Origin of the sequence: Streptomyces sp. NPDC102406 (genome assembly GCF_044765725.1) — a bacterium.
Lineage (GTDB): Bacteria > Actinomycetota > Actinomycetes > Streptomycetales > Streptomycetaceae > Streptomyces.
Genome location: NZ_JBIWKP010000013.1, coordinates 61876 through 87134, shown reverse-complemented (window position 1 = coordinate 87134; position 25259 = coordinate 61876). Strand labels below are relative to the sequence as shown.

The window sequence follows — 25259 nt, the reverse complement described above, 5'->3', positions numbered from 1 at the left end:
CTCCGTCGTGGTTGCGGGGGCCGCGCCGACATCTGCCGGGGGGCGTCTTGTCGCGGGGGGGGGGGGGGGGGGGGGGGGGGGGGGGGGCGGGGGCCGGGGCGGGGGGGGGGGGGGCGGCCGCCCCCCCCCCCCCCCACGGCCACGTCCGCATGCTTGTCATGCGCATGCCGACAACCATTGATGGCCGGCCCGCGCCCGCGTTAGAACGACATGTCTGTCAACGGGGAGGACTCATGACCGTACGAGCAGCCGTGGCGGGAGCCAGTGGATACGCGGGAGGTGAGCTCCTGCGCCTGCTCCTGACCCATCCCGGGGTGGAGATCGGCGCGCTGACGGGGCACTCCGCCGCCGGACAGCGACTGGGCGCGCTCCAACCGCACCTGGCCCCGCTGGCCGACCGTGAGGTCGTGGCCACCACGGCGGACGCCCTCCGCGGCCACGACGTCGTCTTCCTCGCCCTGCCGCACGGCCAGTCCGCCGCGATCGCGGAGCAGTTGGGCGAGGAGACGCTCGTCATCGACTGCGGCGCCGACTTCCGCCTCGCCGACCCGGCCGCCTGGGAGACGTTCTACGGGACCCCGCACGCGGGCACCTGGCCCTACGGACTGCCCGAACTCCCCGGTGCCCGAGCGGAGTTGGCCGGGGCGCGGCGCATCGCGGTACCGGGCTGCTACCCGACCGCCGCCCTCCTGGCCCTCTTCCCCGCCTATGCGGCCGGGCTCGCCGAACCGCAGGCCGTGGTCGTCGCGGCCTCCGGGACCTCGGGGGCGGGCAAGGGCGCCCGGACGGACCTGCTCGGCAGCGAGGTGATGGGCTCGATGCGGCCCTACGGCGTGGGCGGCACCCACCGGCACACACCCGAGATGAGCCAGCACCTGGGCGCGGCGGCGGGAGAACCGGTCACCGTCTCCTTCACACCCACCCTGGCCCCGATGCCCCGCGGCATCCTCGCCACCTGCTCCGCCGCCGCGCGCCCGGGGGCCGGCGCCGACGACGTACGGGCCGCGTACGAGAAGGCGCTGGGCGACGAGGTGTTCGCCCGGCTGCTGCCCGAGGGGCAGTGGCCCGCGACCGGCGCCGTGCTCGGCTCCAACGCCGCCCGCATCCAGGTGGCCCTGGACCCCGTGGCCGGCCGGATCATCGCGGTCGCCGCCATCGACAACCTGGTCAAAGGCACGGCCGGCGGGGCCGTGCAGAGCATGAACATCGCCCTGGGCCTGCCGGAGACGCTTGGCCTTTCCACGATCGGAGTCGCACCGTGAGCGTCACCGCAGCACGAGGCTTCACCGCGGCGGGCATGGCCGCCGGTATCAAGGAGAACGGAAAGCAGGACCTGGCCCTCGTGGTCAACGAGGGGCCGCGGTACGACGCTGCGGGGGTCTTCACCTCCAACCGGGTGCAGGCCGCGCCCGTGCGGTGGACCCGTGAGGGCGTCGCCGACGGCGTGCTGCGCGCGGTGGTCCTCAACTCCGGTGGCGCCAACGCCTGTACCGGCGCCCAGGGCGCGCGGGACACCCGGGCCACCGCCGAGCGGGTCGCGGACCGGCTCGGCGTCGGACCGGCGGACGTCGCCGTCTGCTCCACCGGGCTCATCGGCGTACCGCTGCCCATGGACCGGCTCCTTGCGGGCGTCGACGAGGTCGTCCTGCGACGGTCGAGGTCGGGCGGCGAGGACGCGGCCGTCGCCGTCATGACCACCGACACGGTGCACAAGACGGCCGCGGTGACCCGCGACGGGTGGACCGTGGGCGGCATGGCCAAGGGCGCGGGCATGCTCGCGCCCGGACTCGCCACCATGCTCGTCGTGCTCACCACGGACGCCGTCGCCGAGGCCGCGGACCTGGACCGGGCGCTGCGGGCCGCCACCCGCACCACCTTCGACCGGGTCGACTCGGACGGCTGCATGTCCACCAACGACACCGTCCTGCTCCTGGCGTCCGGCGCGAGCGGGACCACCCCGGAGCACGGCGCGTTCGCCGAGGCGGTCCGCGAGGTCTGCGCCGATCTGGCCCGGCAGCTCGTCAAGGACGCGGAGGGCGCCGACAAGGAGATCCGCATCGAGGTGGCGGGCGCCGCGAGCGAGGACGACGCCGTCGAGGTGGGCCGCTCCGTCGCCCGCAACAACCTCCTCAAGTGCGCCCTCCACGGCGAGGACCCCAACTGGGGACGCGTCCTGTCCGCCGTCGGCACCACGTCGGCCCGCTTCGACCCGGACCGGATCTCCGTCGCCATCAACGACGTGTGGGTCTGCAAGGACGGCTCGCCCGGCGAGGACCGCGCGCTGGTGGACATGGGCGGCCGGGAGGTCGGCATCCGCGTCGAACTCGGCGCGGGCACGGACTCCGCCGTCATCTGGACCAACGACCTCACCGCCGCCTACGTGCACGAGAACAGCGAGTACTCCTCATGACCCCGGGCAGGGGGGCGCCGACCCGGCACCGGTAGGACGGGCCGCGCCGTCAGGTGCGCCGCGCCTCCAGCTCGTTGGCCAGCCGCAGCCAGTGGTCGGCGCAACGGCGGGCCGCCTGGGCGAGGAGGTCGGCGCGGTGGCCGGGGACGCTGCGTGCCAGGCGGAGCCACTTGGCCTCGTCGCCGATCGAATGGGCGCTCAGCATCCGCAGCAGGGTGCGTCCGGCCTCGGTGCGCAGGGACGGGTCCTTGCAGACGCTCGGCAGGAGCGATCCGATGGCCGCCGCCGGGACGCGGGCCGTGGCCCGGCCCGCGCCGGTCGCCACCGGCGCCTCGGGCAGCGCCGCGCCGGGGTGGCCCGGCGCCCGGCCCGCGGGCAGCGGGCCCTGGCCCTGGCGCATCCGGTCCCGTACGTCCTTGGCCGTGGCCGTGGCGATCCCGGCGACCGCGGCGATCTCCCGCAGCGTCGCCGTGGGGTTCGCGGCGATCACCTGACTGGCCCGGAGCCGTCCCTCGGTGGCCCGCAGCGGGCGGACCCGGCCGTCGCGGCCGATGCGCGTGTTCAACTGTTCGTCCCCTGCGGTCGAACGGCGCCGGATGGCGGCGACGGTACCGGCGGAGAGACCGGCGTCGGCGGCGATCCGCCGGTCCGACCAGGACGGACGCGCGCGCAGCAGCCGCTCGGCCGCGGCGGCGCGGTCCGCCTGGGTCAGCGGCAGCCCGTGCGCGATGTTGAGCCGGGTGGCGAGCGCGAAGGCGTCGGTGTCGTCGCCGTCGTCGCCGTCGAAGAACTCCGCCTCTATGGTGTCGTCACCGCGCAGGCGTGCCGCCCTGACCCGGTGCATGCCGTCGATGACGCGCAGCGTCGCACTGTGCACCAGGATCGGTGGCAACGGCGCGTCCAGCTCGGCGAGTTGCCGGACCCGCTCAGCGTCCTCGCCGTCGAGCCGCGGCGAGTCGGAGTCGAGCAGCGTGTGCAGCGCCAGAGTGGCCCGTCGGCGGCCGGAGCCGTCCGGAGCCCGAGTGATGTGCGCCGTGACCGGCCGAAGCCCCGTCAAGAGACCCTCCTCCGTTGTGGCGCCGGCCCAGGCCGGTCCGCGCGGGCTGTCCCGCCGAGAAAAACATACCGGGTCACTGGTTTGCAACGAGGGCGGGCGGCAGGTCAGGGCGGTCTCCAGCGCGGCTCGGGCGCCGCCCGAGTTCGGGCGGCCGGCTACGGCAGACGGCTCATCAGACCGGCGGTCTCCCGCTTGTAGGTGCAGGCGCTCTGCCCGAACGACTCGCGCACCCGCTCGCGCACCTCGCCGGGCTGTTCCTGGCTGAGCTTGAACATGCCCTCGGCGCCGGTCACGGTGAACCGGAAGGCGCCCACGGCCGGCACGATCTTGCGGAAGTAGTCGAGCGAGCGGGTCATGTCCCAGCCGTCGCCGAAGGCCCCCTCGAAGGCGCGCACCGTGGACTGCACCACGTCCAGCGTCTCCTCGATCGAGGAGATCTTCTCCACCACGCCGCGTACGTGGACCGAGGTGAAGTTCCAGGTCGGCGCGGCCGGGCTCTTCTCGTAGACGGTGGGCGACACGTAGGAGTGCGGGCCGGTGAACGTCAGCAGCAGGACGCCGCCCGTCTCCAGCGCCGCCCAGTGCGGGTTCGCCCGGTTCATGTGCCCGAGCAGGGTGACGCCCGGCAGGTCGCCGACCGGGTCGGCGGAGGTCTCCGGGTCGAAGATGACCGGCAGGTGCGTGGCGAACGGGCCGTCCTCGGCGGCGCCGTTGGACACGGCGAGCGCCAGCGGATTTCCGCGTATCAGGTCCACCATCCACGAACTGTCCGGTTCGCGATAAAAGCTGGGAACGAACATCCGGATGCATCCTTTCGGCCATGCGCTCACGGCACGGCGCTGCCACGGGAAATGACGGATCGCATTCTGTGCGGGCGCCTGTTCCACAGGTCGTGCCACGCGGGGGAGCCAAAGGCCCGGGCCGACCATATCGCCCGTCCGTGGACAGGACAATACCCGGCCATTTCTCGTGGCTCGGCAGAGTGCGTACGGCGCAAAAGGCGCGCTTTCACCTGGGACTCCACCGCCGCTCGACCATCCCTGGACGAACTCTCTGGAATTTGTTGCCACTATCTTGGCAAGCTTTTGCCAAGCCTCCGCCACACCCATCACGCGGAAAACGGCGAGAGCACGCCTCTTTCGGCCAACCAGTCGAGCAATCCCGACGCAATGGGGGAGAATTTCCATGGACACACCGGGCAGCCTCAGCCAGGAGATCTACGACGTGGTCGGCATCGGGTTCGGCCCGTCCAACCTGTCGCTCGCGGTAGCCCTGGAGGAGCAGGGAGCCGGCTCCGCGCAGCATCCGGTCACCTCCCACTTCTTCGAGCGGCAGCCCAGGTTCGGCTGGCACCGGAACATGGTGCTTCCGTCGACCACCATGCAGATCTCGTTCCTCAAGGACCTCGCGACCTTCAGGAACCCGCAGTCCCGGTTCAGCTTCATCTCGTTCCTGCACGCCTCGAACAGGCTCGTGCAGTTCGTGAACAACCAGGACTTCTTCCCGACCCGGCAGGAGTTCCACCAGTACCTGGAGTGGGCCGCGGCCGGTCTGAGCGACCGCGTGACCTACGGTGCCGAGGTCACCGCGATCCGCCCGGTCGCGGAGCCCGGCGCCGCGTCGGCCGGCCTCCTGGAGGTCGAGGCCCGCGGCGCCGACGGCACCGTCAGCGTGGTCACCGCCCGCAACGTGGCCATCTCCACCGGCCTCGTCCCGCGCCTGCCGAAGGGCGTCACGGCGGACGACCGGGTCTGGCACAGTTCGGAGTTCCTGAGCAGGTTCGACGCCCGGGACCCGAAGGAACTGCGCAGCGTGGCGGTGGTCGGCGCGGGCCAGAGCGCCGCCGAGATCACCCGCTTCCTGCACGACTCCCTGCCGCACGCCCAGGTGTGCGCGGTCGTCCCCTCGTACGGCTACTCCGTGGCCGACGACACCCCCTTCGCCAACCAGGTCTTCGACCCCTCCGCGGTCGACGACTACTACTACGGCACCGAGAACGCCCAGGACGCCTTCTGGCGCTACCACCGCAACACCAACTACTCGGTGGTCGACTCCGACGTCATCCGCGACCTGTACCGGCGCTCGTACGACGAGCAGGTCGGCGGCGTGCGACGCCTGCACTTCCGCAACCTCACCCGGGTCGCCGAGGTGCGGCGGACCGGTGACGACACGCAGGTCGTGCTGCGCTCGCTGCTGGACGACAGCACCGAGGAGCTGGCCGTCGACGCCCTGGTGTTCGCCACCGGGTACGACGGCCTCGACCCGTCGCGCCTGCTCGGCGACTTCGACCGGTACTTCCTGCGCGACGCGGCCGGCCGGCACCGGGTGGAGCGCGACTACCGCCTGGTCAGCACGCCGGAGTTGAGCAGCGGCGTGTATCTCCAGGGCGGCACCGAGCACAGCCACGGCCTTTCCTCGTCCCTGCTGTCGAACATCGCGGTGCGCAGCGGCGAGATAGCCGACTCGATCGTGCTCCGCCGCACCGAGCGCGAACTCGACCGTCCGTTGTCCGATGACATCTCGACCTCGGTCGTGTGAGAAAGCGCGGCTCCATTCCCGCTCAAGCCCCTCACCGGTCATTCTCGATCGCGCGTCGAGCGCATCGCGCATTCCGGCCCTGGTGTCCCCCTTCCACGTATCAATGGAATTCCCTTCCGCTCGCCCGCGACAAAGCGCGATGATGCGGCACAGCCGAATCCTGGCCGACAGGAATTCAGGCTCCGGGGAAACGCGTCGAAGTCGAGCGTTTCGTTCTGTACCCAGCGCAGAAGAGGTCCTGATGTCCCTCAGCACACACCCGGCCCTGTTCAAGGCCCAGTCCGTCGGCGACGCGCTGCCCTGGCTGGCTCAGCACCAGGGACGCACCGTCGTCATCAAGCTGGGCGGGCACGCCATGGTCAACGAGGACCTGACGGCCGCCTTCGCCCGCGACATCGCCTTCCTGCGCTACGCCGGGCTGCGCCCCGTGGTGGTGCACGGAGGAGGACCGCAGATAGACGCCGAGCTCGCGCGGCGGGGCCTGAGACGCGAGTTCAAGGGTGGCCTGCGGGTCACCACCGAGGCCGCGATGGACGTGGTGCGGATGGTCCTGGCCGGTCAGGTGCAGCGCGAACTGGTGGGCCTGATCAACCGGTCGGGGCCGCTCGCCGTCGGCATGACAGGCGAGGACGCCGACACCGTGCTCGCCGTACGGCACCGGCCATGGATCGACGGGGAACCGGTGGACGTGGGCCGCGTCGGCGACATCACCGGCGTCAACACCGGGGCGCTGGACAGCCTGTTGGCGGACGGCCGCATCCCGGTGGTCTCACCGCTGGCCCGCAGCGTCGAGGACGGCCGGGTCTACAACGTCAACGCCGACACCGTCGCGGCGGCGCTCGCGACCGCGCTGGGTGCCGAGCGGCTGGTCATGCTGACCGACGTCGCCGGCCTGTACGCGGGCTGGCCCCACAGCGAGGAGGTCATCGCGCGACTGACCGCCGGGGAGCTGGAGAAGCTGCTGCCCGAACTGCACGACGGCATGGTGCCCAAGATGACCGGCTGCCTGAACGCCGTACGCGGCGGGGTGGGCGCGGCCCGCGTGATCGACGGACGGATCCCCCACTCCGTACTCCTGGAGATGTTCACCGACGAGGGCGTCGGCACCGTGATCCTGCCGGACCCGGACGAGACCCCCTCGGCCGCGGCCGACGAGCGCCGACTGCTGCGCCATCAGGTCGCCGACGCGGCCTAGCGATGCCCGCAGGCGTCAGAGCGCCGCCGCCGCGCGGTCGGTGAGCGCCGTCGCCCGCCGCACCTCCCGCTGGATGCGGGCGGCCACCTCCGGCAGCCGGTCCTGGAAGTAGAAGTGGCCGCCGTCGAAGAGGTGCAGGCCGAGGAAGTGTTCGCAGACGGCCGCCCAGCCCTCCAGCCGGTGCGGCGGCGCGACCTTGTCGCGGCTGCCGCCGAAGACCGAGAGGGGCACCGGCAGCGGCGCGGCGAGCGGCGGCGTGCGCCAGGTCTCGCTGATGCGCAGGTCCGCGCGGATGGTCGGGGCGAACAGCTCCCACAGTTCCTGGTGTTCGAGCACGATCGAGGGGGTGCCGCCCATGGCCGCCAGTTCCCCGCGCAGCTCCTCGTCGGAGAGCAGGTGCCTGCGGTGGGCGTCGCCGTCCGGGTGGAGAGTGCCGCGCGCGGACACCCCGAGCCAGACCGGCGGGGTCCGGCCCGCGTCGAGGAGCCGGCGCGTCAGCTCGTACGCGATCATGCCGCCCATGCTGTGCCCGAAGAAGGCGTAGCGCCCGGTGAGTTCACCGTCCAGCTCGCGCAGGTGGTGGTCGAGCAGGGCCTCGGTGCTCGCCGACGCGGGGCGCCCGTCACGCGGCCCGCGGCCGGGCGCGTCGGGGCAGCGCACCTCCCAGCCGGCCGGGAACTGGGAGGGCCAGTCCCGGTACGCCAGATGCGAACCACCGGAGTGGTGGAACACGAACAGACGCAACTCCGGCTCTTCCGCCCTGGGCATGGCGACTCCCTCGCTGAGGCACTCCCTGCGATGTCCGACGGTCGGGCCGGGACGTTCGGACGATAGCCGGGCGCCCGGCCCCCGGGCGCCACGCACCAGCGGCTCTCCACCGGTTCTCGTCGTATCCTCGCGCGCTCCGTTCGAGGACAGGCTCTCAAGGAGGACTGGACGGGCGTGCGATGCCGGGCCCGGATGCTGTCCGGACCGAGTCCGGTCGCATGGAGCGCTCCGAGCCAGGCTCCGGACTCTTCCTGGCAGTTCCGGTTACGGACGAGAGCGAGGGCCGGACCATGACCGTCGAGTTGGCGAGCGCCGCCCGACACACGCTCGGCGGCGTCGAGTTCGCCGCCCTGTACGCGCAGGCACAGAGCTTCTACGGACAGCAGATGCGGATTCTGGACGCGCACGACACCGCTGCCTGGGCCGCGACCTTCACCGACGACGCGCTCCTGGAGCTGCCGTCCCTGTCCGGGCCGCTCCCGGCCCGTAGCGGGCTCGCGCTGTGGACGCGCGAGAAGGCGGCGGCGCGACGGCTGGCAGGTGACCGGCTCGCCCACTGGATCGGCGTGCTGACCGTACGGCCCCAGGCCGACGCGACGTTGCGCACACGCTGTTCGGCGCTGGTGTACGCGGTGCCGCCCGGCGCGGAGTCCAAGGCCCTGCACGTGTGCGTGATGGAGGACGTGCTGACGCGCGAGCGCGAGGACACGTGGCGCATCGCGCACCGCCGGGTGACCCGGGACGACCTGGCCTGAGAGGACCCGGCCTGAGAGGGCCCGGCCTGAGAGGAGAACTGCCGTGACGCACTCAACGCCTACGCCCACGCCCTCGCCCTCGCCCGGCGAGGCGCCCCTGCCCCGCGGCGCGCTGGTGGCCGCCGCTCTGGAGGCGCATCGCGCGCTGTCGCGCGGTTCCGGTACGAGCGTGCCGCTCAGCGTGCTGGAGCCGGCCTGCGACGCCCAGCGGTTCGCCGCGTTCGTGCGGGTGTACGCCGCGCAGACCGACCAGCCCGACAGAAAAACCGACCGGTCTCGCCGATTCCCGTTCGCGCCCGGCCCCGACGTCACCCGCGAGCCGGAACCCCGTCGGCCCACTGAGGCAGCAGCAACTCCCAGAAACGGTCGATCTTCCGGCGCGTGAGCCAGGCCGGATCCCGGCAGCCCAGCACCTCGAAGCCGACGGTCACCGCGACGACGATCGGCGCGATCTGCGCACAGGACATGCCCTCGGGAAGGTAGCCCTCCCGCTCGGCTCGCTGGAGCGTGCGCTCGACCCACCGCTGCCACTGCTGCCGCAGGTCCACGTCGCCCCGCGCGCGGGCCGGGTCGCCGGAGAGCGCGAAACCGGCGCGCACGACGGCGTCGCCCGCGATCCCGCCCATCAGGCCGTGCGTCGCCTCGACCAGCGCTCGAAGCGGATCGGGCGTCTCGTCGGCCCTGCCGGTCGTCCGCTCCACGGCCACGGCCGCCTCGTCCAGGACGGCGTCGACCAGCGCCCGCTTGCTCGGGAAGTGGAAGTGCAGGGCGCCGGTGCTCACCCCGGCACACCGGCTGATCGTGGTGAGCGAGGCGAGCGCGAACCCGTCCCGGGCGAAAACCTCGGCCGCGGCGCGGACCAGCAACCGCCGGGTCCGGACCGCCCGCTCCTGCTTGACCATCATGCTCCTCCTGGCTGCGGGGCGGTCCCGGCAGGTCCCTCCTCCGTCACCGCCGCGCTCCACCGCTCGCTGCGCCTTCACTGATGCGGGTCGCCGCGACGCACGTCGCGGCAGGTCGGCGTACGGACCCACTCCGGAGAACAGTAACAAACCGCGCATGCGGTTTCTAGGGTCGGGGCGCCGTCACACACCTCCCACCAGCGTCAGAGCGCCACGGGCGGGCACCGTGGCGCGGCGCGGACGAGCGCGCGGGTGCGGTACCTCCTGCGCCAGGATCTCGTGCAGCGCGGCGCCGAAGCGCTCGATGTCCCGCGGTGAGTTGTCCTGGTGGAGGGAGGCGCGCAGCGCGGTGGTGAAGCCGGGTCCCGGCCGGTACAGGGGGGTCTCCTGGGCGACCGTCTTGCGCACGTCGATCCCCCGGGCCGCCAGCCGGCGCCGGATGTGCGCCGCGGGCAGCCGCTCGTGCCGGAAGGCGAGGATGCCGGACTGGAACCGCCCGGGGACGAGCAGTTCCGTACCGGGCGCCTCCTCCACGGCGGTGCGCAGCGCGGCCGTCAGTGTCTCGTCCGGCGTCTCGGCCCGGTGTTCGGCGAGGGCCGCGCTCAGTGCGACGACGGCCGCTCCGTGCGGCGGCACCAGCGGCACGATCCCGGGCGGGGCCAGCGCCTCGCGCAGCCTGCGGGAGACGTGGGCGAACCCGATGAACCGCGGTCCCCGAAGGAACCGCCAGCCGTCGCCGGTCAGCAGATCACAGCCGATGCGCTCCACGTCCACCGGCAACTGCCCCACGGCGTACGACGCGTCGACGGCGTACAGGCAGCGATGGGGCGCGAGGATGCGGCCGATCGCCTCGACGGGGTTGATGATGCCGAACCCCGCCGGCACCTGGGGCACCGAGACGAACGCGACGTCGTCGTCGATGTGCGCGGCCATCCACTCCGTGTCGAGGTCGCCGTCCGGACGCAGCGGTACGACGTCCAGGCCGCACCGGGTGCGATCGCGTGCCGCGTGGAGGGCGGTCAGGTTGGCGACGCCCTCGTAGGGCGTCGTCCAGATCCGGTCGTGCGGGCCGAGCGGCAGGCGTGACACCACGGTGGAGAAGGCGTCGGCCGAGCCGGTGAACAGCACGGTGTCGCCGGTCGGCGCCCGCAGCAGGTCGGTCAGGCGCGTGCGGAGCTGGTCGTGCACGACATCGTCCAGGTACTCCTCCAACTCGTAGGGACCGTAGCGGTCTTCGTGACGCGTCCACTCGATGAGGGCAGCGCGAGCGGTGGTGGGCATGGGGCCCAGTCCGGCCGCGTCCAGGTGGACCCTGGGGTCGCCGTGGGCCGTCGCAGTCATGTCCGGGGCCTCCCCCCGTTCCATGGGGCAACTATGTGCCAATGAGTTGGCAGCACCTTGCCAACTCCCCTTGCGTCTTGGCAACATGCGCTCCGGTGGCGCTCTAGCGGAACGACCGAAAAGGGATAACTCGGTTCGGCCCCCCTCGCCCTCCCGATGCGTGCCGGATGCGTTCTCCAGCGGTTGCCCAGTCTTGCCAAGGCGTTTCCCGCCGGGTCATCGATCGGCTACTCCGCAGGCCAGACGCGGTTCACCAGCGCTTTTCACGCTTTCTGGGCCATGTGTACAGCGACTCTGGCGCCCAAGTCGAGCCGTAATTGACCGATTTGCGAGCGATTCCCGAGAACGCCTTGCCAATCTTCTTGGCAGAAGGTTGCCAAGCGGAAAATGCAGAGTTGTCACAGAGGAGTCAGCCATGAACCGCATCGCCCGGATCGCCGTCACCACCGCCGCCGTCGCCGCCACCGCCTTCACCGGCGTCGGCATCAGCACCACGGCGGCGTCGGCCCTCGGCCACGACGCGACGGTCTCGGCGATCACGGCGATCACGGCGGCCCCGGCGGACGACTGGCCGGTCGCCCCCGCCGACGACTGGCCGGTGGCCCCGGCTGCCGCCCCCGGCGACGACTGGCCGATCGCCCCGGCCGTCGCCCCGCGCGACGACTGGCCCGTCGCCCCCGCGGTCGCCCCCGGCGACGACTGGCCGATCGCTCCCGCCGTCACCCCGGCCGTCGCCCCGCGCGACGACTGGCCGATCGCCCCGGCTGCCGCCCCCGGCGACGACTGGCCCGTCGCCCCCGCCATCGCCCCCGCCGTCGCCCCGCGCGACGACTGGCCCGTCGCCCCCGCGGTCGCCCCCGCCGACGACTGGCCGATCGCCCCCGCCGTCGCCGCCGTCTGATCCGCCCGCCCGTGCGCGACGGGCGCGCCCTCGACAACCCCCGCCGGCCGCAGGCCGCAGCGGGGGTTTCGGCTGTCCGGCGCGTGGTCGCGGCGCGAGACGCCCCCGTGACCAGCCGCTCCACCACCGCTCAAGTCTTCCGAGACAGGGCCTCCAAGCCCTGTTGCCACCATCTTGGCAAGAAGTTGCCAAGCCCAGAGCGCCCGTCGTTAGGAGCTAAGTGATGTCGGTCCTGTCGGTCTCCGACCTCGTCGAGCAGCACGTCCACCTGCGGCCCGACGCGACCGCGGTCACCTACCCGGCCGGCGCCGGTGATGTGTCCCTCACGTACGGCGAACTGAGCGAGGCCGCCAACCGCCTCGCCGCGCACCTGCGGGCCAAGGGCGTGGGCCGCGGGGACCGGGTGGTGACCTCGGTCGCGCCCGGCCCCGCCATGGTGACCGCGTTCCTCGCCGTGGTGCGGACCGGCGCGGCCTACGTGCCGGTCGACCCGGCCAACCCCGCCGAGCGCCGCCGCCTGATCGTGCGGGACAGCACCGCACGGGCCGTACTGACGCAGAGCGCGGCACCGGAGGACTACCGGGGCCTCGACACGGTGGTGGTCGACCTCGACGCCGAGGCCGACGCGATCGCCGCGCGCCCCGCCGCCCTGCCCGAGCCGGCCGCGGGCCCCGACGACGCCGCCTACGTCTGCTACACCTCGGGAACGACCGGCACCCCCAAGGGAGTCGTCGTCCCGCACCGCGCCGTCGTCGACTTCGCCCGGTCCTACGACTACCTGCGCCTGGACCCGACGGACGTGGTCGCCCAGGCCGCCAACCCCGCCTTCGACGCCGTGACGTTCGAGATCTGGACGACGCTCGCCGCCGGGGCCCGCCTGGTGGGCCTGGCCAAGGAGTCCGTGGTCGACCCCGGGCGCTTCCAGGAGGCGGTCGCCGCCCACGGCATCACCACGATCTTCCTGACCACCGCCCTGTTCAACCTCATCGCGCGGGAACGCCCCGCGGCCTTCGCCCCCCTGCGCACCGTGCTGTTCGGCGGCGAGGCCTGCGACCCGCGCCGGGTGCGCGAGGTGTTCGCGGCGGGTGCGCCCGAGCGGCTGCTGCACGTGTACGGGCCCACCGAGACCACCACCTTCGCCACCTGGCACGAGGTCGACGCGCCCGCCGAGGACGCGCGGACCATCCCGATCGGCCGGGCCCTCGGCACCACCGTCGCCGTCGTCGTCGGCACCGACGGCGCCCCGGTCGCGCCCGGCGCCACCGGTGAACTCCTCCTCGGCGGCCCGGGCCTGGCCACCGGCTACCTCGACCGCCCCGAGCTGACCGCGCAGCGCTTCGTCGAGGACACCTTCACCGGCGGCGGCGGCAGGCTCTACCGCACCGGCGACGTGGTCCTGCTGCGCGAGGACGGCGCGCTGGAGTTCGTGGGCCGCGTCGACAACCAGATCAAGCTGCGCGGCTTCCGCATCGAACTCGGCGAGATCGAGGCCCAGTTGACCGGCCACCCGGGCGTGTCCGCCGCCGCGGTCACCCTGCACGAGACGCCGGACGGCGACAAGCGGCTCGTCGCCCACGTGGTGCCCGCGCCGCCGGCCGCCGCCGCGGCCGAGCCCGACGCGCAGATCACCGAGTGGAAGGAGATCTACGAGACGCTGTACGACGACGCCGGATCGGAGGGGCTCGGCACCGACTTCGCTGGCTGGAACAGCAGTTACGACGCCCGGCCCATCCCCCTGGAGCAGATGCGCGAGTGGCAGGGCGCCACCCTGGAGCGGGTCAGGGAGCTGCCCCGCCGCCGCGTCCTGGAGATCGGCGTCGGCACCGGCCTGCTGATGGGCCACCTGGCCAGGGACCCGGAGTGCGAGGAGTACTGGGGCACCGACTTCTCCGAGCGGGTCATCACGGCGCTCACCGCCCAGACCCAGGCCGACCCCGAACTCGCCGCGAAGGTCCGCTTGCTCCGCCGCGGCGCCGAGGACACCAGCTCCCTGCCCACCGGCCACTTCGACACCGTCGTCATCAACTCGGTGATCCAGTACTTCCCCGGCCTGGACTACCTGCGGACCGTGATCGAAGGCGTCCTGCCGCTGCTCGCCCCGGGCGGCGCGCTGCTCCTCGGCGATCTGCGCAACCTCGACCTCGCCCGCTGCTTCCAGACCGGTGTGGAGCTGGCCTCCCCCGGCGGCGCGGACAAGACCCGCGACGCCCTGCTGCGCTCCGTCGACGAGCGCGTGGAGCTGGAGACCGAACTCCTTCTCGCCCCGGCCCTGTTCGACGCGCTCGCCCGTGAACTGCCCGCGGTGCGCGCCGTGGACGTACGCGTCAAGCGGGGCCTGCACCACAACGAGCTGACCCGCTACCGCTACGAGGCCGTGCTCTCGACCGCCGCGCCGGTCGCCGACCTCGCGACCGCGCCCGTCCTGCGCTGGGGCCAGGACATCGCCTCGGCCGCCGCGGTCACCGCCCACCTGGAGGCGGTCCGGCCCGCGACGCTGCGCCTCGCCGCCGTGCCCAATCGCCGGGTGCACGAGGAGAACACGGCGCTCGCCGAGCTGGAGGCGGCGGCCTCGCTGCCCGCCCTCGCGCCGGACCCCGAGGAGCTGTGCGCGGCCGGTGAGCGCCTGGGCTACCTGGCGCTGCCGACCTGGTCGGGGCAGGGCGCCACCCTGCTCGACGTCGTCTTCGTCGACCCGGACCGGGTGCCGGCCGGTGCGCTGACCGGGGTGCACACGGCCCCGGTCGCCGCCGCCGAGACCTGCGCGAACACGCCGAACGCCTTCGACCGCACCGTGGGCCTCGACGTCACCCTCAACGGCTACCTTCAGGAGCGGCTGCCGGACTACATGATCCCGTCGGCCCTGATGCTCCTCGACGCGCTGCCACTGAACGCCAACGGCAAGGTCGACCGCAAGGCGCTGCCCGTACCGTCGTTCACCGCCGAGCCGACCGGCGGCCTGCCGGGCACCCCGCTCCAGGAGATCGTGCGCGATCTGTTCGCCGAGGTGCTGGGGCTGCCGCGCGGCCAGGTGCACGCCGACTCCGACTTCTTCCACATCGGCGGGCACTCGCTCGCCGCGGCCCGCCTGCTGTCCAAGGCCCGTACGACGCTGGGCGCCGACCCCGGAAGCAGGGCGGTGTACGAGGCGCCGACCCCGGCCGCGTTCGCCGCGCTGCTCGGTGACGCCCCCGCCCCCCGCACCGGGCCCGGCGGCGCGGACGGCTCCGTCACCCTGCCGCTGCGGCTGCACGGCGCCCTGAACGAGCGGGCCCTCGACGCCGCCCTCGACGATCTGGGCCACCGGCACGAGGCGCTGCGCAACTCGCGGCTCGGCGTGGCCGGGACCCTGCTGCACGCCGTCTCCGCCGACGAGCACCTTCTCGAACTGTCCCTGCCCGCCGACGCGGTCGACCTGTGGTCGCACGTGCCGCTGGCGGCGGAGTTCGCCCGGGCCTACGGCGCCCGCGCCACCGGCGACACCCCGCACCGCTCCCCCGCCGTCCGCTCGTCGGCGCCCCGCGCGAGCCACGGCGACATCGCGCCCACCGCTCTCACGGACGCTCCCGCGGCGGCACCGGCCGACCCGCGCTACAGCACGCTGGAGACCGAACTGGCCGCGGACCTGCACGCCCGGCTGACCGCGTTCGCCGCCGAGCACTCCGTCACCGCGTTCATGGTGGCGCACGCGGCGCTCGTCGCCCTGCTCACCCAGGTCGGCGCGGACACCGGCCCGCGCGGCGAGATCACCGTCGCCGCCCCCGTCCCGGCCCGCGACAGCGAAGCCCTGCGCGACGCCGTCGGCCCCTACGGACGCACCCTGGCCCTCACCGTGGACGCGGCGGCGGACACCAGCTTCACCGAACTGCTGCGCCTGGTACGCGAGACGGACCTCACCGCCTACCGCCACCCGGGCCCGCTCGCCCTGCCGGGCGGTGTCGCCCTCGCCGTGCTCCAGGAGACGGACGCGCACTTCGAGGCGGCCGGACTGACCGTGCGCCCCGAGCCGCTGCGCCCGGTGCTGCCCGGCGCCGACCTGGGCCTCACCCTGACCGAGCGGCAGACCACGGCGGGCACCGGCGCCGGGATCCGCCTCACCACCGCCTACCTGGCCGCGTCGGTCGACGAGGCCACCGCCGCCTCCCTCACCGACCGCTTCGTCGCCGTACTGGAGGCCGCGCTCACCGACCCGGCGCTCCCCCTCGGCCGGCTGCGCCCGGCACCGGACCGCACCGGCGCGGAAGGCACCTGGGCGGGCGCGGACGCCGCACTGCCCCCGGGCGATCCGGCCGCGCTCATCGCCGCCCAGGTCGACCACGCCCCCGGCGCGGAGCTCCTGCCCGGGCTCACCTACGGCGAACTGGGCGCCCGCGCCGACCTGTTGGCGCACGCGCTGCTCGAACACCGGGCGGGCCCCGGCACCTCGGTGCTGACCGCGCTCTCCTCGCCGGCCGCCTTCGCGGTGGCCGCCCTCGCCGTCGCCAGGACGGGAGCGGCGCTGCTGCCGGTGAACCCCGCGCAGCCGGTCCCCGCACTCCCCGCGCACCTGCGGCCCGTGGTGCTGCTCCTCGACGGACCCGCCGACCTGCTGCTAGCGGACGTGCCCGGCGCGGCCCGTCTGGTGCGCGACGAGGCAGCCGAGGCGCCGACGGCCGGGCACTGGCCGTTCACCGACGCCGACCGGCTGCGTCCCGCGTCCGCCGACGACCCGCTGCTGCTGATCCCCACCGACGAGGGCACGGTCGTGTGCGGCTCCGCCGCCGTCGCCGCCGCGACCCTGGCCCGGCCCGCCGAGGCCGCCTGGCTGGTGCACGGCTACCCGGACGGGGACGCGGCGCTCGGTCTGCTCGGCGCCCTGGCCTCGGGCGCCCGGGTGCACGTGGCGAACGCCTCGCTCACCCGGTCCGTGCCGCACGAGGTGCTCGGCTGGCTGCGCGCGACGGGGGCCCGCACCGTCATCGGCGGCGCGGACGAGACGCTGTGCGCGCTCCTCGCCCTGGCCCGCGCCGAGGGCGCCGAACTGGCCGTCAGCGGCGGCTGGGCGGAGGCCCGCCTGGTCGTCGAGCAGACCGGGGAAGGACCCGCCAGGCCCGCTCCCGGCTACCGCGCCCACATCCTGGACGCCGCGCTGCGCCCGGTGGCCCCCGGCGAGACGGGCGCCCTGTACATCGCGGGTGTGGGGGTGGCCCAGGGCTACGCCGGGACGCCCACGACGACCGGGGAGCGGTTCCTGCCCGACCCGTTCGCCGCGCCCGGCACGACGGCCCGGATGTGGCGCACCGGCCAGGCCGCCCGGCTGGAGGACGACGGCCGGCTGAGCGTCCTGGACGGGCCCGCCGAGGACGACCCGTACACCGACGAGTTCGCCACCTTCGTCGTCCTGTCCGACCCCCAGGGCCACCACGCGCTGTGGCCGGCCGCGGTCCCCGCCCCCGAGGGCTGGCACGAGACCCACGCCGAGGACCTCTACGAACTCTGCCTCGACCACCTCGGCAGCCGGCCGGGGGAGCCCCGGTGACCGCCGCCCGCGCCACCGCGCCCGCCACCGCCATCGACCCGCTTCCGGAGAACGCCATGACCCTCACCGCACCGGCTCCCGCCCCGATCGCCGACGACATCCGCACCGCGGCCCACCACCACGCGCTCGACCTGACGCCGCGTGAGGCCCGCGCCGCGCACGCCCTGGCGGCGGCCTGCCTGAAGACGTACAAGGCGGCCGACGACCCGCGCTTCCTCGACGAGGCGCCGGTGCTCGCCCACGAACTGCCGATCGCGGTACGCCGCCACCTCAACAGCGCGCGGCGCGACGAGGCCACGCACGCCACCCTCGTCCGCGGCAACCTCGTCGACCAGGAGACGCTCGGCGCCACCCCGCGGCACTGGAGCGAGGCGGACACCGAGGCGAGCCAGGTCTACGGCTGCCTGCTGGTGCTGTACGCGGCGCTGCTCGGCGACGTCACCGGCTGGGCCACCCAGCAGGCGGGCCGCCTCGTCACCGACATCCTGCCGAGCAAGGGCTACGAGAACAGCCTGGTCTCCGCGTCCAGCGCCCTCGAACTGGCCTGGCACACCGAGGACGCCTTCTCCCCCTACCGCGCGGACTGGGTGGGCCTGCTGGCGCTGCGCAACACGGCCGGGGTCGCCACCACCGTCGCCCACGTCGAACCGCGGCGGCTGCCCGAGCACATCCGCCGGGTCCTGGCCGAGCCCCGCTTCATCGCCCTGCCGGACTCCGCGCACGAGTTCGCCGACGGCGCCTTCGTGCCCCGGCCCGTGCCCATCCTCGAAGGCGCCGCCGATCTGCCGGTGCTCCGCATCGACCGGGACTTCTTCCGCGCCCAGGACGGCGACGCGGAGGCCGCCGAGGCGCTGGCCCACGTCGTCGCCCACCTCGACGCCCACCTCACCGACGTCGTCGTACCCACCGGCGCGGTCTGCTTCGTCGACAACCGCAACGTGGTGCACGGCCGGCGCTCCTTCCGCGCCGGGTTCGACGGCGGGGACCGCTGGCTCAAGCGGGTCAACCTGGTGCGCGATCTGCGCCGCACCCGCCCAGGGCGCCTAGACGGCGCCACCCGCGTCATCGGCTGACCGCCCCCTCCCCCGCCCGTACCGAACCCAGGAGCCTGATCATGAACGCCACCCTCACCCTCGTCCCCGCGCTCGCCCCCGCCGCCCCCGTCGCCCCGGTCGCGGTGCCCACCGTCCTGTTCGTGGAGAGCCGCCGGGCCACCTTCACCGACCACGTCCTGGACCGCGACGACGTGAACGTGGTCCTGCTGCGCTTCGACTCCGTGGAGCTGACCGACGCGTACCGGGAGCGGACCGCGCACGTGCCGACGTTCACCCTGAACACCTCGGCCCCCCTGGAGGACGAGGCCGCCCGCTACCTGCGCTGGGTGAAGGGCACCCCGTCGCTGCCGCGGCCCCGCTTCTTCTGCAACCCCAACGAGGCGTTGCAGGCCGACGCCCAGCGCTTCGCGGAGCTCGTGGACCTGCCGCACCTGAGCCAGGAACAGGTCGGCTGGGTCCGCGACAAGACGACGATGAAGGACCGCTACGCCGAACTCGGCATCCCGCACGCCCGCTACCGCGCGGTCGCCTCCAAGCAGGACGTGGTCGCCTTCGGCGAGGAGTCCGGCTGGCCGGTGATCCTCAAGCCGGTCGACGCCGACTCGTGCATCGGCACCTACCGCCTCGACACCCCGGCCGATGTGGCGGGCGTGCCGGACCTCGCCCCGGCCCTGGAGTGGATGGCGGAGGAGTACATCCAGGGGCAGGAGTTCCAGCTCTGCGCGGTGATCGCGCGCGGCGTGGTCCTGGACGCGTACCTGTCGAAGAACCCGGTGCCGATCCTGGAGGTCCTCGACGGCAAGATCAACGCCAACATCACGTACGCGCCGAGCGAGGAGATCCCCGTCGACGCCCGGGAGCTGGCGCAGCGGCTCACCGACGGCCTCGGCATCCCGCACGGCTATCTGCACGGCGAGTTCTTCCTCAGGGACGACGGCTCGTTCGTGATGAGCGAGGTCGCGGCGCGGCTCAGCGGCTGCGAGGTGCCGATGAACCACGGCCTGGCCTACGGCTTCGACTTCCTCCACGTCATCCTCGACACCTACGTGGACCGGGTGCCGCACCCGCGCTACACCCGCGACCGCGCGGTGGGCGACCTGCTGCTGCCCACCGCGCCGGGCCGGGTGACGCACATCAGCTCCGAAAAGGAGCTGCTGCGGCTGCCGGGCGTCATCGGCGCGCACCTGACGGCCGCCGTCGGCGACGTCCTCGACCCGCCGCGCGCCTCGCACGCCTCCACCGGCTACGTCCACGTGGAGGGGGCCACCGCCGCCGAGGTGGAGGAGCGGATGCACGCGGTGCTGCGCCACTTCGAGCTGACGGTGGCCCAGGCGGGCGAGGGGTCCGCGTCATGAGCGTCTTCACCGCGCACACCGAACTCGACGCCTACGCACGGGCGGTGCAGGCGCTCGGGCCGGACGGGCCGCTGCCGGTGTGGACCGGGGACCGCGCCGACCTGCTGGAGGGCATCGCGCTCGCCGAGCAGGTGTACACCGGCCGCCGCGCCCCCGCCCCGGCCGACACCGGTCTGATCCTGGACCCGGCGCTGCCCGAGGCGCTCCTCGCTCTCGCCCGGCCGCTGGCCCGCCGCTGGGTGCGGGACGCGCGGGAGCTGCCCGCCGAGGGGTCGGTGCTGCTGCTCGGCACGTACGCGCGGCTGCGCGGCGACGAGATCCAGCCCCTGCTCGACGCCGCGCACACCGCGGGGCGGGCGGTGTTCCAGGTGACGGGCCGTGACGTGCACAGTCTCAGTTGGGTGGTGGCCAAGCAGTACGCGCGGGTGGCGGCGGACGCCGAGGTCGGCGTCGTCTCCGAGCTGGACACGGCCGCCCCGGCGGCGGGCGCGGACGTGTGGTGCGGCGCGCAGGACGTGCACCGCCTGGACGTCAGGGACCTGGCCCTCGGCCGGGTGTGGCGCCGGGTCCTCTTCCACGGCAACGGCAAGGACGACCAGTTGAACCTGGGCCAGTTCACGCTGTGCGGGGCGAGCCCGGTCGCGGCCGCCCCCGGGGCCCCGGGCCCCAAGTGCGCCTACGGCCTGGGCTGCACCAAACCCATGGACAAGCTGATCCCGGCCCGCTCGATCCGGGCGGCCGAGCTGGTGCTCGCCAACTGCTTCAGCGGGGCGACGGCCGGGCACGCCATGTACGACCCCAAGTACCTGATCCTGCTGAACGCGCTCGACGGACCGGCCCAGACCGTCCTCGCCACGCTCACCGCCTGCGACGGGCAGCGCCCTGAGAACCTGGTGTGGCTGGACGGTGCCCGCGGCGCCGGCAACACGGCGTCGGCCGTCAACGAGGCGCTGGGCGACATCAATCCGTACCCGGCGTTCACGCAGGTGGGCCTGGAGTCCTCGGGAGCGCCCGCACCGCGGACCGCGGTCGGCGAGGAGCCGGGTCCCGGCGACGGTCCCGACGTGCACGCGCTCGGCGCCCGGCTGACCGGGCTCCTCGACAGCGGACTGCTCGGCCCCGACCACCCGCTGCGGCCCCGGCTGCGCGCTCTCGCGGACACGCTGCTGCACGACGTGGTGCGCACCGTGGCGCTCGCCGCGCCGGAGGCCGCCGAGTCCGCGGCGGCGATCGCCCGGGAGACCACCTCCCTCGACCTGGCGCTCGCCCACCGCTTCGCCAAGCACCACGACGACCCGGTCCTGCGCTTCCCCACCTACTTCGGTGAGCGCAGCGTCGCCGACGCGCCCTACGACCTGGACGTGCCCTGCGCCTGCGGGCGTCCGCAGCGGGCCTACCGCAGGCGCGGCCGGGTGCCCGCGATCACGGACACGGTGCAGGTGGTGTGCGCCCGCTGCGGCGACGTCGCCAACTCCCACGACGGAGCGGCCCTGTTGGAGGTGACGGCGTCCGACACCGTCGTCGCGGGCGGAACCCTGGACGTGGTCGTGGAGACCGTGGCGCGGCGGGCCGGCACGGTCAACCTGGGCATCGTGCTGCCGGTCTACCTGGACGCGAAGGCCGGCCCGGTGCTGCGCCGGGTGGAGGCGAGCGCGCCCGGTGAGCGGGTGCGGACCACGTTCACGCTCGCGGTGGCTCCCGCGGCGACGCCGCAGGCATACTATTTCTGCCCCTACGCGGTCCAGGACCTGGGCATCTCGGTCTCGCGGGTGCACTTCGCCGTCGGCCCGGCGACCGGTACACGGACGATGGCCCCGGGGGCCGGAGCGGAGCTCGCGCGCGCATGAACGGCACAACGGACAGCACCGGCTCCTGGGCTCCCCTGCGGCACCGGTCGTTCCGGAACCTGGCAGCGGGGCGCCTGCTGGTGTACTTCGCCAACGCGATGGCACCGGTCGCCCTGGCCTTCGCGGTCCTCGACACCACGGGCCGGGCCACGGACCTCGGCATCGTGGTCGGGGCGAGGTCGCTGGCGAACGTGGCGCTGCTCCTCGTGGGCGGAGTGGTGGCGGACCGCGTACGGCGCACGCTCGTCCTGCAAGGGTCGGCGCTGGCCGCGGCGGGTGTGCAGGCGGCCATCGCGGTGAGCGTGCTCCTCGACGCGACCTCCATCCCGCTGCTCGTGGTGCTCAGCGTCCTCAACGGCGCCCTCGCGGCCCTGTCGCTGCCCGCCTCCGCCTCGCTCACGCCGCAGACCGTGCCGCACGACATGCTCCGCCCGGCCAACGCGGTGATGCGCATGGCCACCAACATCGGTGCGATCGCCGGATCGTCGCTGGCGGGCATCGTCGCCGCTGTCTTCGGCCCCGGCTGGGGTCTGCTCGGCAACGCGGTGGCGTTCTGCGGAGCCGCCGCCTTCTTCACCGCGGTGAAGGTGGCCGACGAACGACCCACCGCGCCCGCCGAACGGGTCCGCCCGCTGCGCGAACTGGCCGAGGGCTGGAAGGAGTTCACCGCACGCCGCTGGGTGTGGATCGTGGTGGTGCAGTTCATGGTCGTCAACGCGGTGGTCGCGGGCGGCATCCAGGTGCTCGGCCCGGTGGTCGCCGACGACACGTTCGGGCGCGGGGTGTGGGGCGTGGTGCTGGCCGCGCAGATGCTGGGCGCGGTGGTCGGCGGAGTGGTGGCCGCCCGGTCCCGGATCCGGCACGCCCTGCTGGTCGGCGTCGCCCTCGTGGCGATCGAGTCGCTGCCGCTCGTGGTGCTCGCCGAGGCGCCCGGCGCCCTGCTGCTCAGCGTCGCGATGTTCGCGAACGGCGCGGCCCTGGAGCAGTTCGGAGTGGCCTGGGACGTGTCGTTGCAGGAGAACATCCCGGCGGACCGGCTGGCGCGGGTCTACTCCTACGACGCGCTCGGCTCGTTCGTCGCGCTGCCGCTCGGCGAGATGGCCGCGGGCCCGGTCGCCACCCACTTCGGTGTGCGGACCACGCTGCTCGCGGGCGCCGCCCTGGTGGTGGGCGTGACGGCGGCGGCACTGTGCAGCCGCCAGGTGCGGACCCTGACGACGGGCCGCCCCGTCGGCCGGACCGCCGCTCAGGAGCACGCCTCCGAGCCGGCCGCGACGTGAGCACCCCGGGGCATGGCGGGCCCCGGGGCGCTCATGTCATCACCGACACTCAGCCGCTGTGGGCGAAATGGGCGTCGATCTCGTCCGCGGTGGCGGCCGGGTCGGCCACCAGGGCGGAGCGTTCGTCGTCGGTGTGGTGGCGCGTGGACACGGCGGGGCAGCGACGGCAGGCCGCGAGACCCGCCTGCCCCCACCACTTGCAGTCCGCCCGCAGATGGCACCGAGGGACGCTGTGGGACTCCTGCTCGGGAAAGCCCGCCACGACCCGCTCGATCAGGGTGCAGTCGTTCCCGCGCCGGTTGGCGCACGAGGCGACGCAGTGCGAGGCGAACCGGAGGATCCTGCGGGGCTCGATGTCCGGGGGCACCATGCCGAGCGCGGTGGCGGCCGGCACGGGTTCGGCCAGGTAGGCCACCTGTCCGTCCGCGCCGGAGCGCACTCCGAGGAGCACGGACTCCGGTGCGTCGGCGACGCCGCTCGGACACCACGAGGTGCCCGCGCCGTCCTCGGTGCCGGTCATCAGACCCTGCCGACGGTGGTGGGTGCCAGCTCACCCGAGTCGGCGGACCGCTCCGCCGCGACGGCCTGCTGGAGGCTCTGCTCCAACTGCGTCGGCGAGGAGATGCACTGGGGCGCGGCGGTGGCCGACTCCGTGCCCGCGAGGACGAGGCCGGTGGCCAGCGCGGCGGCCGCGGCGATGCCCGCGGTGGTACGGGAGTTCTTCATGGGTGTCCCTCCGTCTACGTGGATGCTGCCTGACCGGGCAGCGTGGCCGACGGCGCTGCAGAGGGGGTCGAACCGTGCTGGAGCTCGGAAAGCGTCTTGGCGAGGATGCGCCAGATCTCGGCGGCGAGGTCGATCATGGCGTCGGCCTGGGCCTGTTCGGCGAGCGCGCGCAGCCCGTCCACGCCGCTCATGTCGCCTGCCAGGACGCGCAGTTGGTGGCGCAGGACGTCGAGCCTGACCTGATCGACGTAGGTCATGCGCAGGGGCCTGCCCTCCAGTTCGGCGAGCAGGACGCGCGCCTCGTCGTACCGTTCGGTCCGGAAGGCGATGTCGGCCTTGAGCGCGGTCAGTTGCTGGCGCAGTCCGTCGCTGCCGACGAAGGCGAGGGCCTGTCCGGCGGCGACGGCGCATCCCTCGGCGGCTTCGGGGTCGGCGGGTGTCTTCAGCAGGTACAGCCGTCCCGCGCTCAGCCGCAGCCGCAGCCACAGCACCAGGTCCTCACTGCTGGGGAAGCGGTCGAGCGCCTGTTCCAGGTAGTGCTGCGCGCCCTGGTAGTCGCCCTGGCGGGTGCGGACGGAGGCGGCGGTCCAGACGGCCTCCGCCCACAGGGTGTCGGTGCGGCCCTCGACGAGGGCGGTGAGTTCGTCGGCGTGCGCGCGGGCGTCCGGCAGCCGGCCCGCCTCGGCCTCCACCGACACCAGCGCGAGGAGCACCCCCGCCCGGTCCTCCACGCCCAGGGAGTGCTCCCGGGCGAGGCGGTGGGCGGTGCCGGCGGCGTCGAGGGCCGCGGAGATCTCGCCCAGCGTGCGCAGGCAGCGCGCGAGCCGGTTCAGGCCGCGCACGCGCAGTGCGGGGACGTCGACCTCGTCGCCGAGGCGGACCAGGTCGTCCAGGTAGGCCCGCTCCGCCGCGTGATCGCCCTGGAGCCTGCGGTGGCGGGCGAGTTGCCACAGGGTCTGCCAGCGCAGCACCGGTGATTCGTGGGCCTCGGCGGCCAGGGCGTCGCGCAGGGTGTCCATGGCGTCGTCGGCGCCGGTGGAGGCGGCGAGGGTGAGCGCGTTGGCGAGGGAGCCGCCCGCGGGTTCCTCGAAGTCCTCGGGCTGCACGCCGAGGCGCGCGGCGAGGTGGGCGACGGCCCGTTCCGTGGGCTGACGGGCGCCCGACTCCAGGCGGGAGAGGTAGCCGGTGGACATGCCGTCGCCGGCGAGGGCGGTCTGGGAGAGTCCCTGCGCGAGGCGCATCTTCCGCAGGCGTCGGCCGAACGCGGGCTGTCGGAGCATAAGCGGCTTCCCTCCGGGAACACGGGCACCGCGGCGGGCGGCGGGCCGCGAGCGGCCGGTGTCTTGATGACCGCGTCGAGCGTAGAGCGGCGGGCAACAGCCGGGCAAACGTTTGCCACGGCCGTGCCCCGGCCCTCGGGCCCGGCTCACCTGTTTCTCCAGCGGAGGTCCAGCGGACGTCCAGCGGATCAGGGCAGGATCTCAAGAACCGTCGGCCGGCGCACGCGCCCGCGCCTCGTCCAGCCTTTCGGGGGTCGCCCATGACGTACTTGTTTCCTGTGCACCGCGATGTGCTCCGGGGCAGCGGCACCTCCCGGGGGGCGGGGCGGTACAT

The 25259-nt window shown here is 73.9% G+C and carries 19 protein-coding genes; 11 read left to right on the top strand and 8 right to left on the bottom strand.

Translation table 11 applies throughout. The features are described 5' to 3' along the window. The first annotated feature begins 233 nt into the window (after positions 1-233). Positions 234-1262 carry an N-acetyl-gamma-glutamyl-phosphate reductase gene (gene argC, locus ACIRF8_RS33615; RefSeq protein ID WP_404221238.1) on the top strand — a complete coding sequence of 343 codons (1029 nt, stop codon included), beginning with the start codon at positions 234-236 and terminating at the stop codon, positions 1260-1262. After that, the gene (gene argJ, locus ACIRF8_RS33610) at positions 1259-2410 is read left to right on the top strand and encodes a bifunctional glutamate N-acetyltransferase/amino-acid acetyltransferase ArgJ (protein ID WP_404221236.1); all 1152 of its coding nucleotides are present in this window, start codon (positions 1259-1261) and stop codon (positions 2408-2410) included. The genes argC and argJ overlap by 4 nt, the downstream gene beginning before the upstream one ends. Before the next feature lie 49 nt (positions 2411-2459). Here argJ and ACIRF8_RS33605 read toward each other — a convergent pair whose 3' ends face one another. Continuing rightward, positions 2460-3467, bottom strand: coding sequence for a hypothetical protein (locus ACIRF8_RS33605; protein WP_404221234.1), 1008 nt, complete (start codon positions 3465-3467; stop codon positions 2460-2462). A 155-nt stretch (positions 3468-3622) separates the two neighbouring features. Then, complete coding sequence (locus tag ACIRF8_RS33600) at positions 3623-4267, bottom strand: FMN-binding negative transcriptional regulator (protein ID WP_404221232.1); 645 nt, start codon at positions 4265-4267, stop codon at positions 3623-3625. A 385-nt stretch (positions 4268-4652) separates the two neighbouring features. Here ACIRF8_RS33600 and ACIRF8_RS33595 point away from each other — a divergent pair, with 385 nt between their 5' ends. Both ACIRF8_RS33595 and argB read left to right on the top strand, forming a co-directional pair. Continuing rightward, positions 4653-6005 carry a lysine N(6)-hydroxylase/L-ornithine N(5)-oxygenase family protein gene (locus ACIRF8_RS33595; RefSeq protein WP_404221230.1) on the top strand — a complete coding sequence of 451 codons (1353 nt, stop codon included), beginning with the start codon at positions 4653-4655 and terminating at the stop codon, positions 6003-6005. Positions 6006-6246: 241 nt separating this feature from the next. Further along, entirely contained in the window at positions 6247-7200 is a 954-nt protein-coding gene (gene argB, locus ACIRF8_RS33590; protein ID WP_404221228.1) for an acetylglutamate kinase, read from the top strand. A 15-nt stretch (positions 7201-7215) separates the two neighbouring features. Here the strand turns inward: argB and ACIRF8_RS33585 are convergent, their stop codons facing one another. Next, entirely contained in the window at positions 7216-7968 is a 753-nt protein-coding gene (locus tag ACIRF8_RS33585) for a thioesterase II family protein (protein ID WP_404221226.1), read from the bottom strand. A gap of 290 nt (positions 7969-8258) precedes the next feature. Here ACIRF8_RS33585 and ACIRF8_RS33580 point away from each other — a divergent pair, with 290 nt between their 5' ends. Further along, positions 8259-8723, top strand: coding sequence for a nuclear transport factor 2 family protein (locus ACIRF8_RS33580; protein ID WP_404221224.1), 465 nt, complete (start codon positions 8259-8261; stop codon positions 8721-8723). A 308-nt stretch (positions 8724-9031) separates the two neighbouring features. Here the strand turns inward: ACIRF8_RS33580 and ACIRF8_RS33575 are convergent, their stop codons facing one another. Together ACIRF8_RS33575 and ACIRF8_RS33570 are read right to left on the bottom strand one after the other, a co-directional pair. Continuing rightward, a complete protein-coding gene (locus tag ACIRF8_RS33575; protein WP_404221222.1) occupies positions 9032-9628 on the bottom strand; it encodes a ScbR family autoregulator-binding transcription factor in 597 nt (198 codons plus the stop codon). A gap of 180 nt (positions 9629-9808) precedes the next feature. Next, positions 9809-10966, bottom strand: coding sequence for an aminotransferase class V-fold PLP-dependent enzyme (locus ACIRF8_RS33570; protein WP_404221219.1), 1158 nt, complete (start codon positions 10964-10966; stop codon positions 9809-9811). A 415-nt stretch (positions 10967-11381) separates the two neighbouring features. Between ACIRF8_RS33570 and ACIRF8_RS33565 the strand changes: the two genes are divergently transcribed. The 6 genes from ACIRF8_RS33565 (at position 11382) to ACIRF8_RS33540 (ending at position 22919) form a co-directional block, all read left to right on the top strand. Then, positions 11382-11867: a hypothetical protein gene (locus ACIRF8_RS33565; RefSeq protein WP_404221217.1), complete on the top strand. Its 486-nt coding sequence runs from the start codon at positions 11382-11384 to the stop codon at positions 11865-11867. A 223-nt stretch (positions 11868-12090) separates the two neighbouring features. After that, positions 12091-17382 (top strand): amino acid adenylation domain-containing protein, encoded by a 5292-nt coding sequence (locus tag ACIRF8_RS33560; protein WP_404221215.1) that lies wholly within the window; start codon positions 12091-12093, stop codon positions 17380-17382. Further along, positions 17379-18455, top strand: coding sequence for a guanitoxin biosynthesis L-enduracididine beta-hydroxylase GntD (gntD, locus tag ACIRF8_RS33555; protein ID WP_404221213.1), 1077 nt, complete (start codon positions 17379-17381; stop codon positions 18453-18455). Before ACIRF8_RS33560 ends, gntD begins: the two co-directional genes overlap by 4 nt. A 41-nt stretch (positions 18456-18496) precedes the next feature. Then, entirely contained in the window at positions 18497-19792 is a 1296-nt protein-coding gene (locus ACIRF8_RS33550) for an ATP-grasp domain-containing protein (RefSeq protein WP_404221211.1), read from the top strand. Continuing rightward, complete coding sequence (locus tag ACIRF8_RS33545) at positions 19789-21639, top strand: hypothetical protein (protein ID WP_404221209.1); 1851 nt, start codon at positions 19789-19791, stop codon at positions 21637-21639. Before ACIRF8_RS33550 ends, ACIRF8_RS33545 begins: the two co-directional genes overlap by 4 nt. After that, a complete protein-coding gene (locus ACIRF8_RS33540) occupies positions 21636-22919 on the top strand; it encodes an MFS transporter (RefSeq protein ID WP_404221207.1) in 1284 nt (427 codons plus the stop codon). The genes ACIRF8_RS33545 and ACIRF8_RS33540 overlap by 4 nt, the downstream gene beginning before the upstream one ends. A 49-nt stretch (positions 22920-22968) precedes the next feature. Here ACIRF8_RS33540 and ACIRF8_RS33535 read toward each other — a convergent pair whose 3' ends face one another. The 3 genes from ACIRF8_RS33535 to ACIRF8_RS33525 are packed head-to-tail and all read right to left on the bottom strand — an operon-like array spanning position 22969 to position 24925. After that, positions 22969-23439, bottom strand: a complete 471-nt coding sequence (locus ACIRF8_RS33535; protein WP_404221205.1) for a hypothetical protein — start codon at positions 23437-23439, stop codon at positions 22969-22971. After that, the gene (locus ACIRF8_RS33530; RefSeq protein ID WP_404221203.1) at positions 23439-23645 is read right to left on the bottom strand and encodes a hypothetical protein; all 207 of its coding nucleotides are present in this window, start codon (positions 23643-23645) and stop codon (positions 23439-23441) included. Before ACIRF8_RS33530 ends, ACIRF8_RS33535 begins: the two co-directional genes overlap by 1 nt. Positions 23646-23659: 14 nt before the next feature. Beyond that, positions 23660-24925 (bottom strand): helix-turn-helix domain-containing protein, encoded by a 1266-nt coding sequence (locus ACIRF8_RS33525; RefSeq protein ID WP_404221201.1) that lies wholly within the window; start codon positions 24923-24925, stop codon positions 23660-23662. Positions 24926-25259 lie beyond the last annotated feature (334 nt).

What these genes read in the sequence shown, in the direction of transcription:
- argC (WP_404221238.1), top strand. Translation starts at nt 234, where the DNA reads ATGACCGTACGAGCAGCCGTGGCGGGAGCCAGTGGATACGCGGGAGGT.
- ACIRF8_RS33600 (WP_404221232.1), bottom strand. Translation starts at nt 4,267, where the DNA reads ATGTTCGTTCCCAGCTTTTATCGCGAACCGGACAGTTCGTGGATGGTG.
- ACIRF8_RS33595 (WP_404221230.1), top strand. Translation starts at nt 4,653, where the DNA reads ATGGACACACCGGGCAGCCTCAGCCAGGAGATCTACGACGTGGTCGGC.
- argB (WP_404221228.1), top strand. Translation starts at nt 6,247, where the DNA reads ATGTCCCTCAGCACACACCCGGCCCTGTTCAAGGCCCAGTCCGTCGGC.
- ACIRF8_RS33585 (WP_404221226.1), bottom strand. Translation starts at nt 7,968, where the DNA reads ATGCCCAGGGCGGAAGAGCCGGAGTTGCGTCTGTTCGTGTTCCACCAC.
- ACIRF8_RS33580 (WP_404221224.1), top strand. Translation starts at nt 8,259, where the DNA reads ATGACCGTCGAGTTGGCGAGCGCCGCCCGACACACGCTCGGCGGCGTC.
- ACIRF8_RS33575 (WP_404221222.1), bottom strand. Translation starts at nt 9,628, where the DNA reads ATGATGGTCAAGCAGGAGCGGGCGGTCCGGACCCGGCGGTTGCTGGTC.
- ACIRF8_RS33570 (WP_404221219.1), bottom strand. Translation starts at nt 10,966, where the DNA reads ATGACTGCGACGGCCCACGGCGACCCCAGGGTCCACCTGGACGCGGCC.
- ACIRF8_RS33565 (WP_404221217.1), top strand. Translation starts at nt 11,382, where the DNA reads ATGAACCGCATCGCCCGGATCGCCGTCACCACCGCCGCCGTCGCCGCC.
- ACIRF8_RS33560 (WP_404221215.1), top strand. Translation starts at nt 12,091, where the DNA reads ATGTCGGTCCTGTCGGTCTCCGACCTCGTCGAGCAGCACGTCCACCTG.
- ACIRF8_RS33550 (WP_404221211.1), top strand. Translation starts at nt 18,497, where the DNA reads ATGAACGCCACCCTCACCCTCGTCCCCGCGCTCGCCCCCGCCGCCCCC.
- ACIRF8_RS33545 (WP_404221209.1), top strand. Translation starts at nt 19,789, where the DNA reads ATGAGCGTCTTCACCGCGCACACCGAACTCGACGCCTACGCACGGGCG.
- ACIRF8_RS33540 (WP_404221207.1), top strand. Translation starts at nt 21,636, where the DNA reads ATGAACGGCACAACGGACAGCACCGGCTCCTGGGCTCCCCTGCGGCAC.
- ACIRF8_RS33535 (WP_404221205.1), bottom strand. Translation starts at nt 23,439, where the DNA reads ATGACCGGCACCGAGGACGGCGCGGGCACCTCGTGGTGTCCGAGCGGC.
- ACIRF8_RS33530 (WP_404221203.1), bottom strand. Translation starts at nt 23,645, where the DNA reads ATGAAGAACTCCCGTACCACCGCGGGCATCGCCGCGGCCGCCGCGCTG.
- ACIRF8_RS33525 (WP_404221201.1), bottom strand. Translation starts at nt 24,925, where the DNA reads ATGCTCCGACAGCCCGCGTTCGGCCGACGCCTGCGGAAGATGCGCCTC.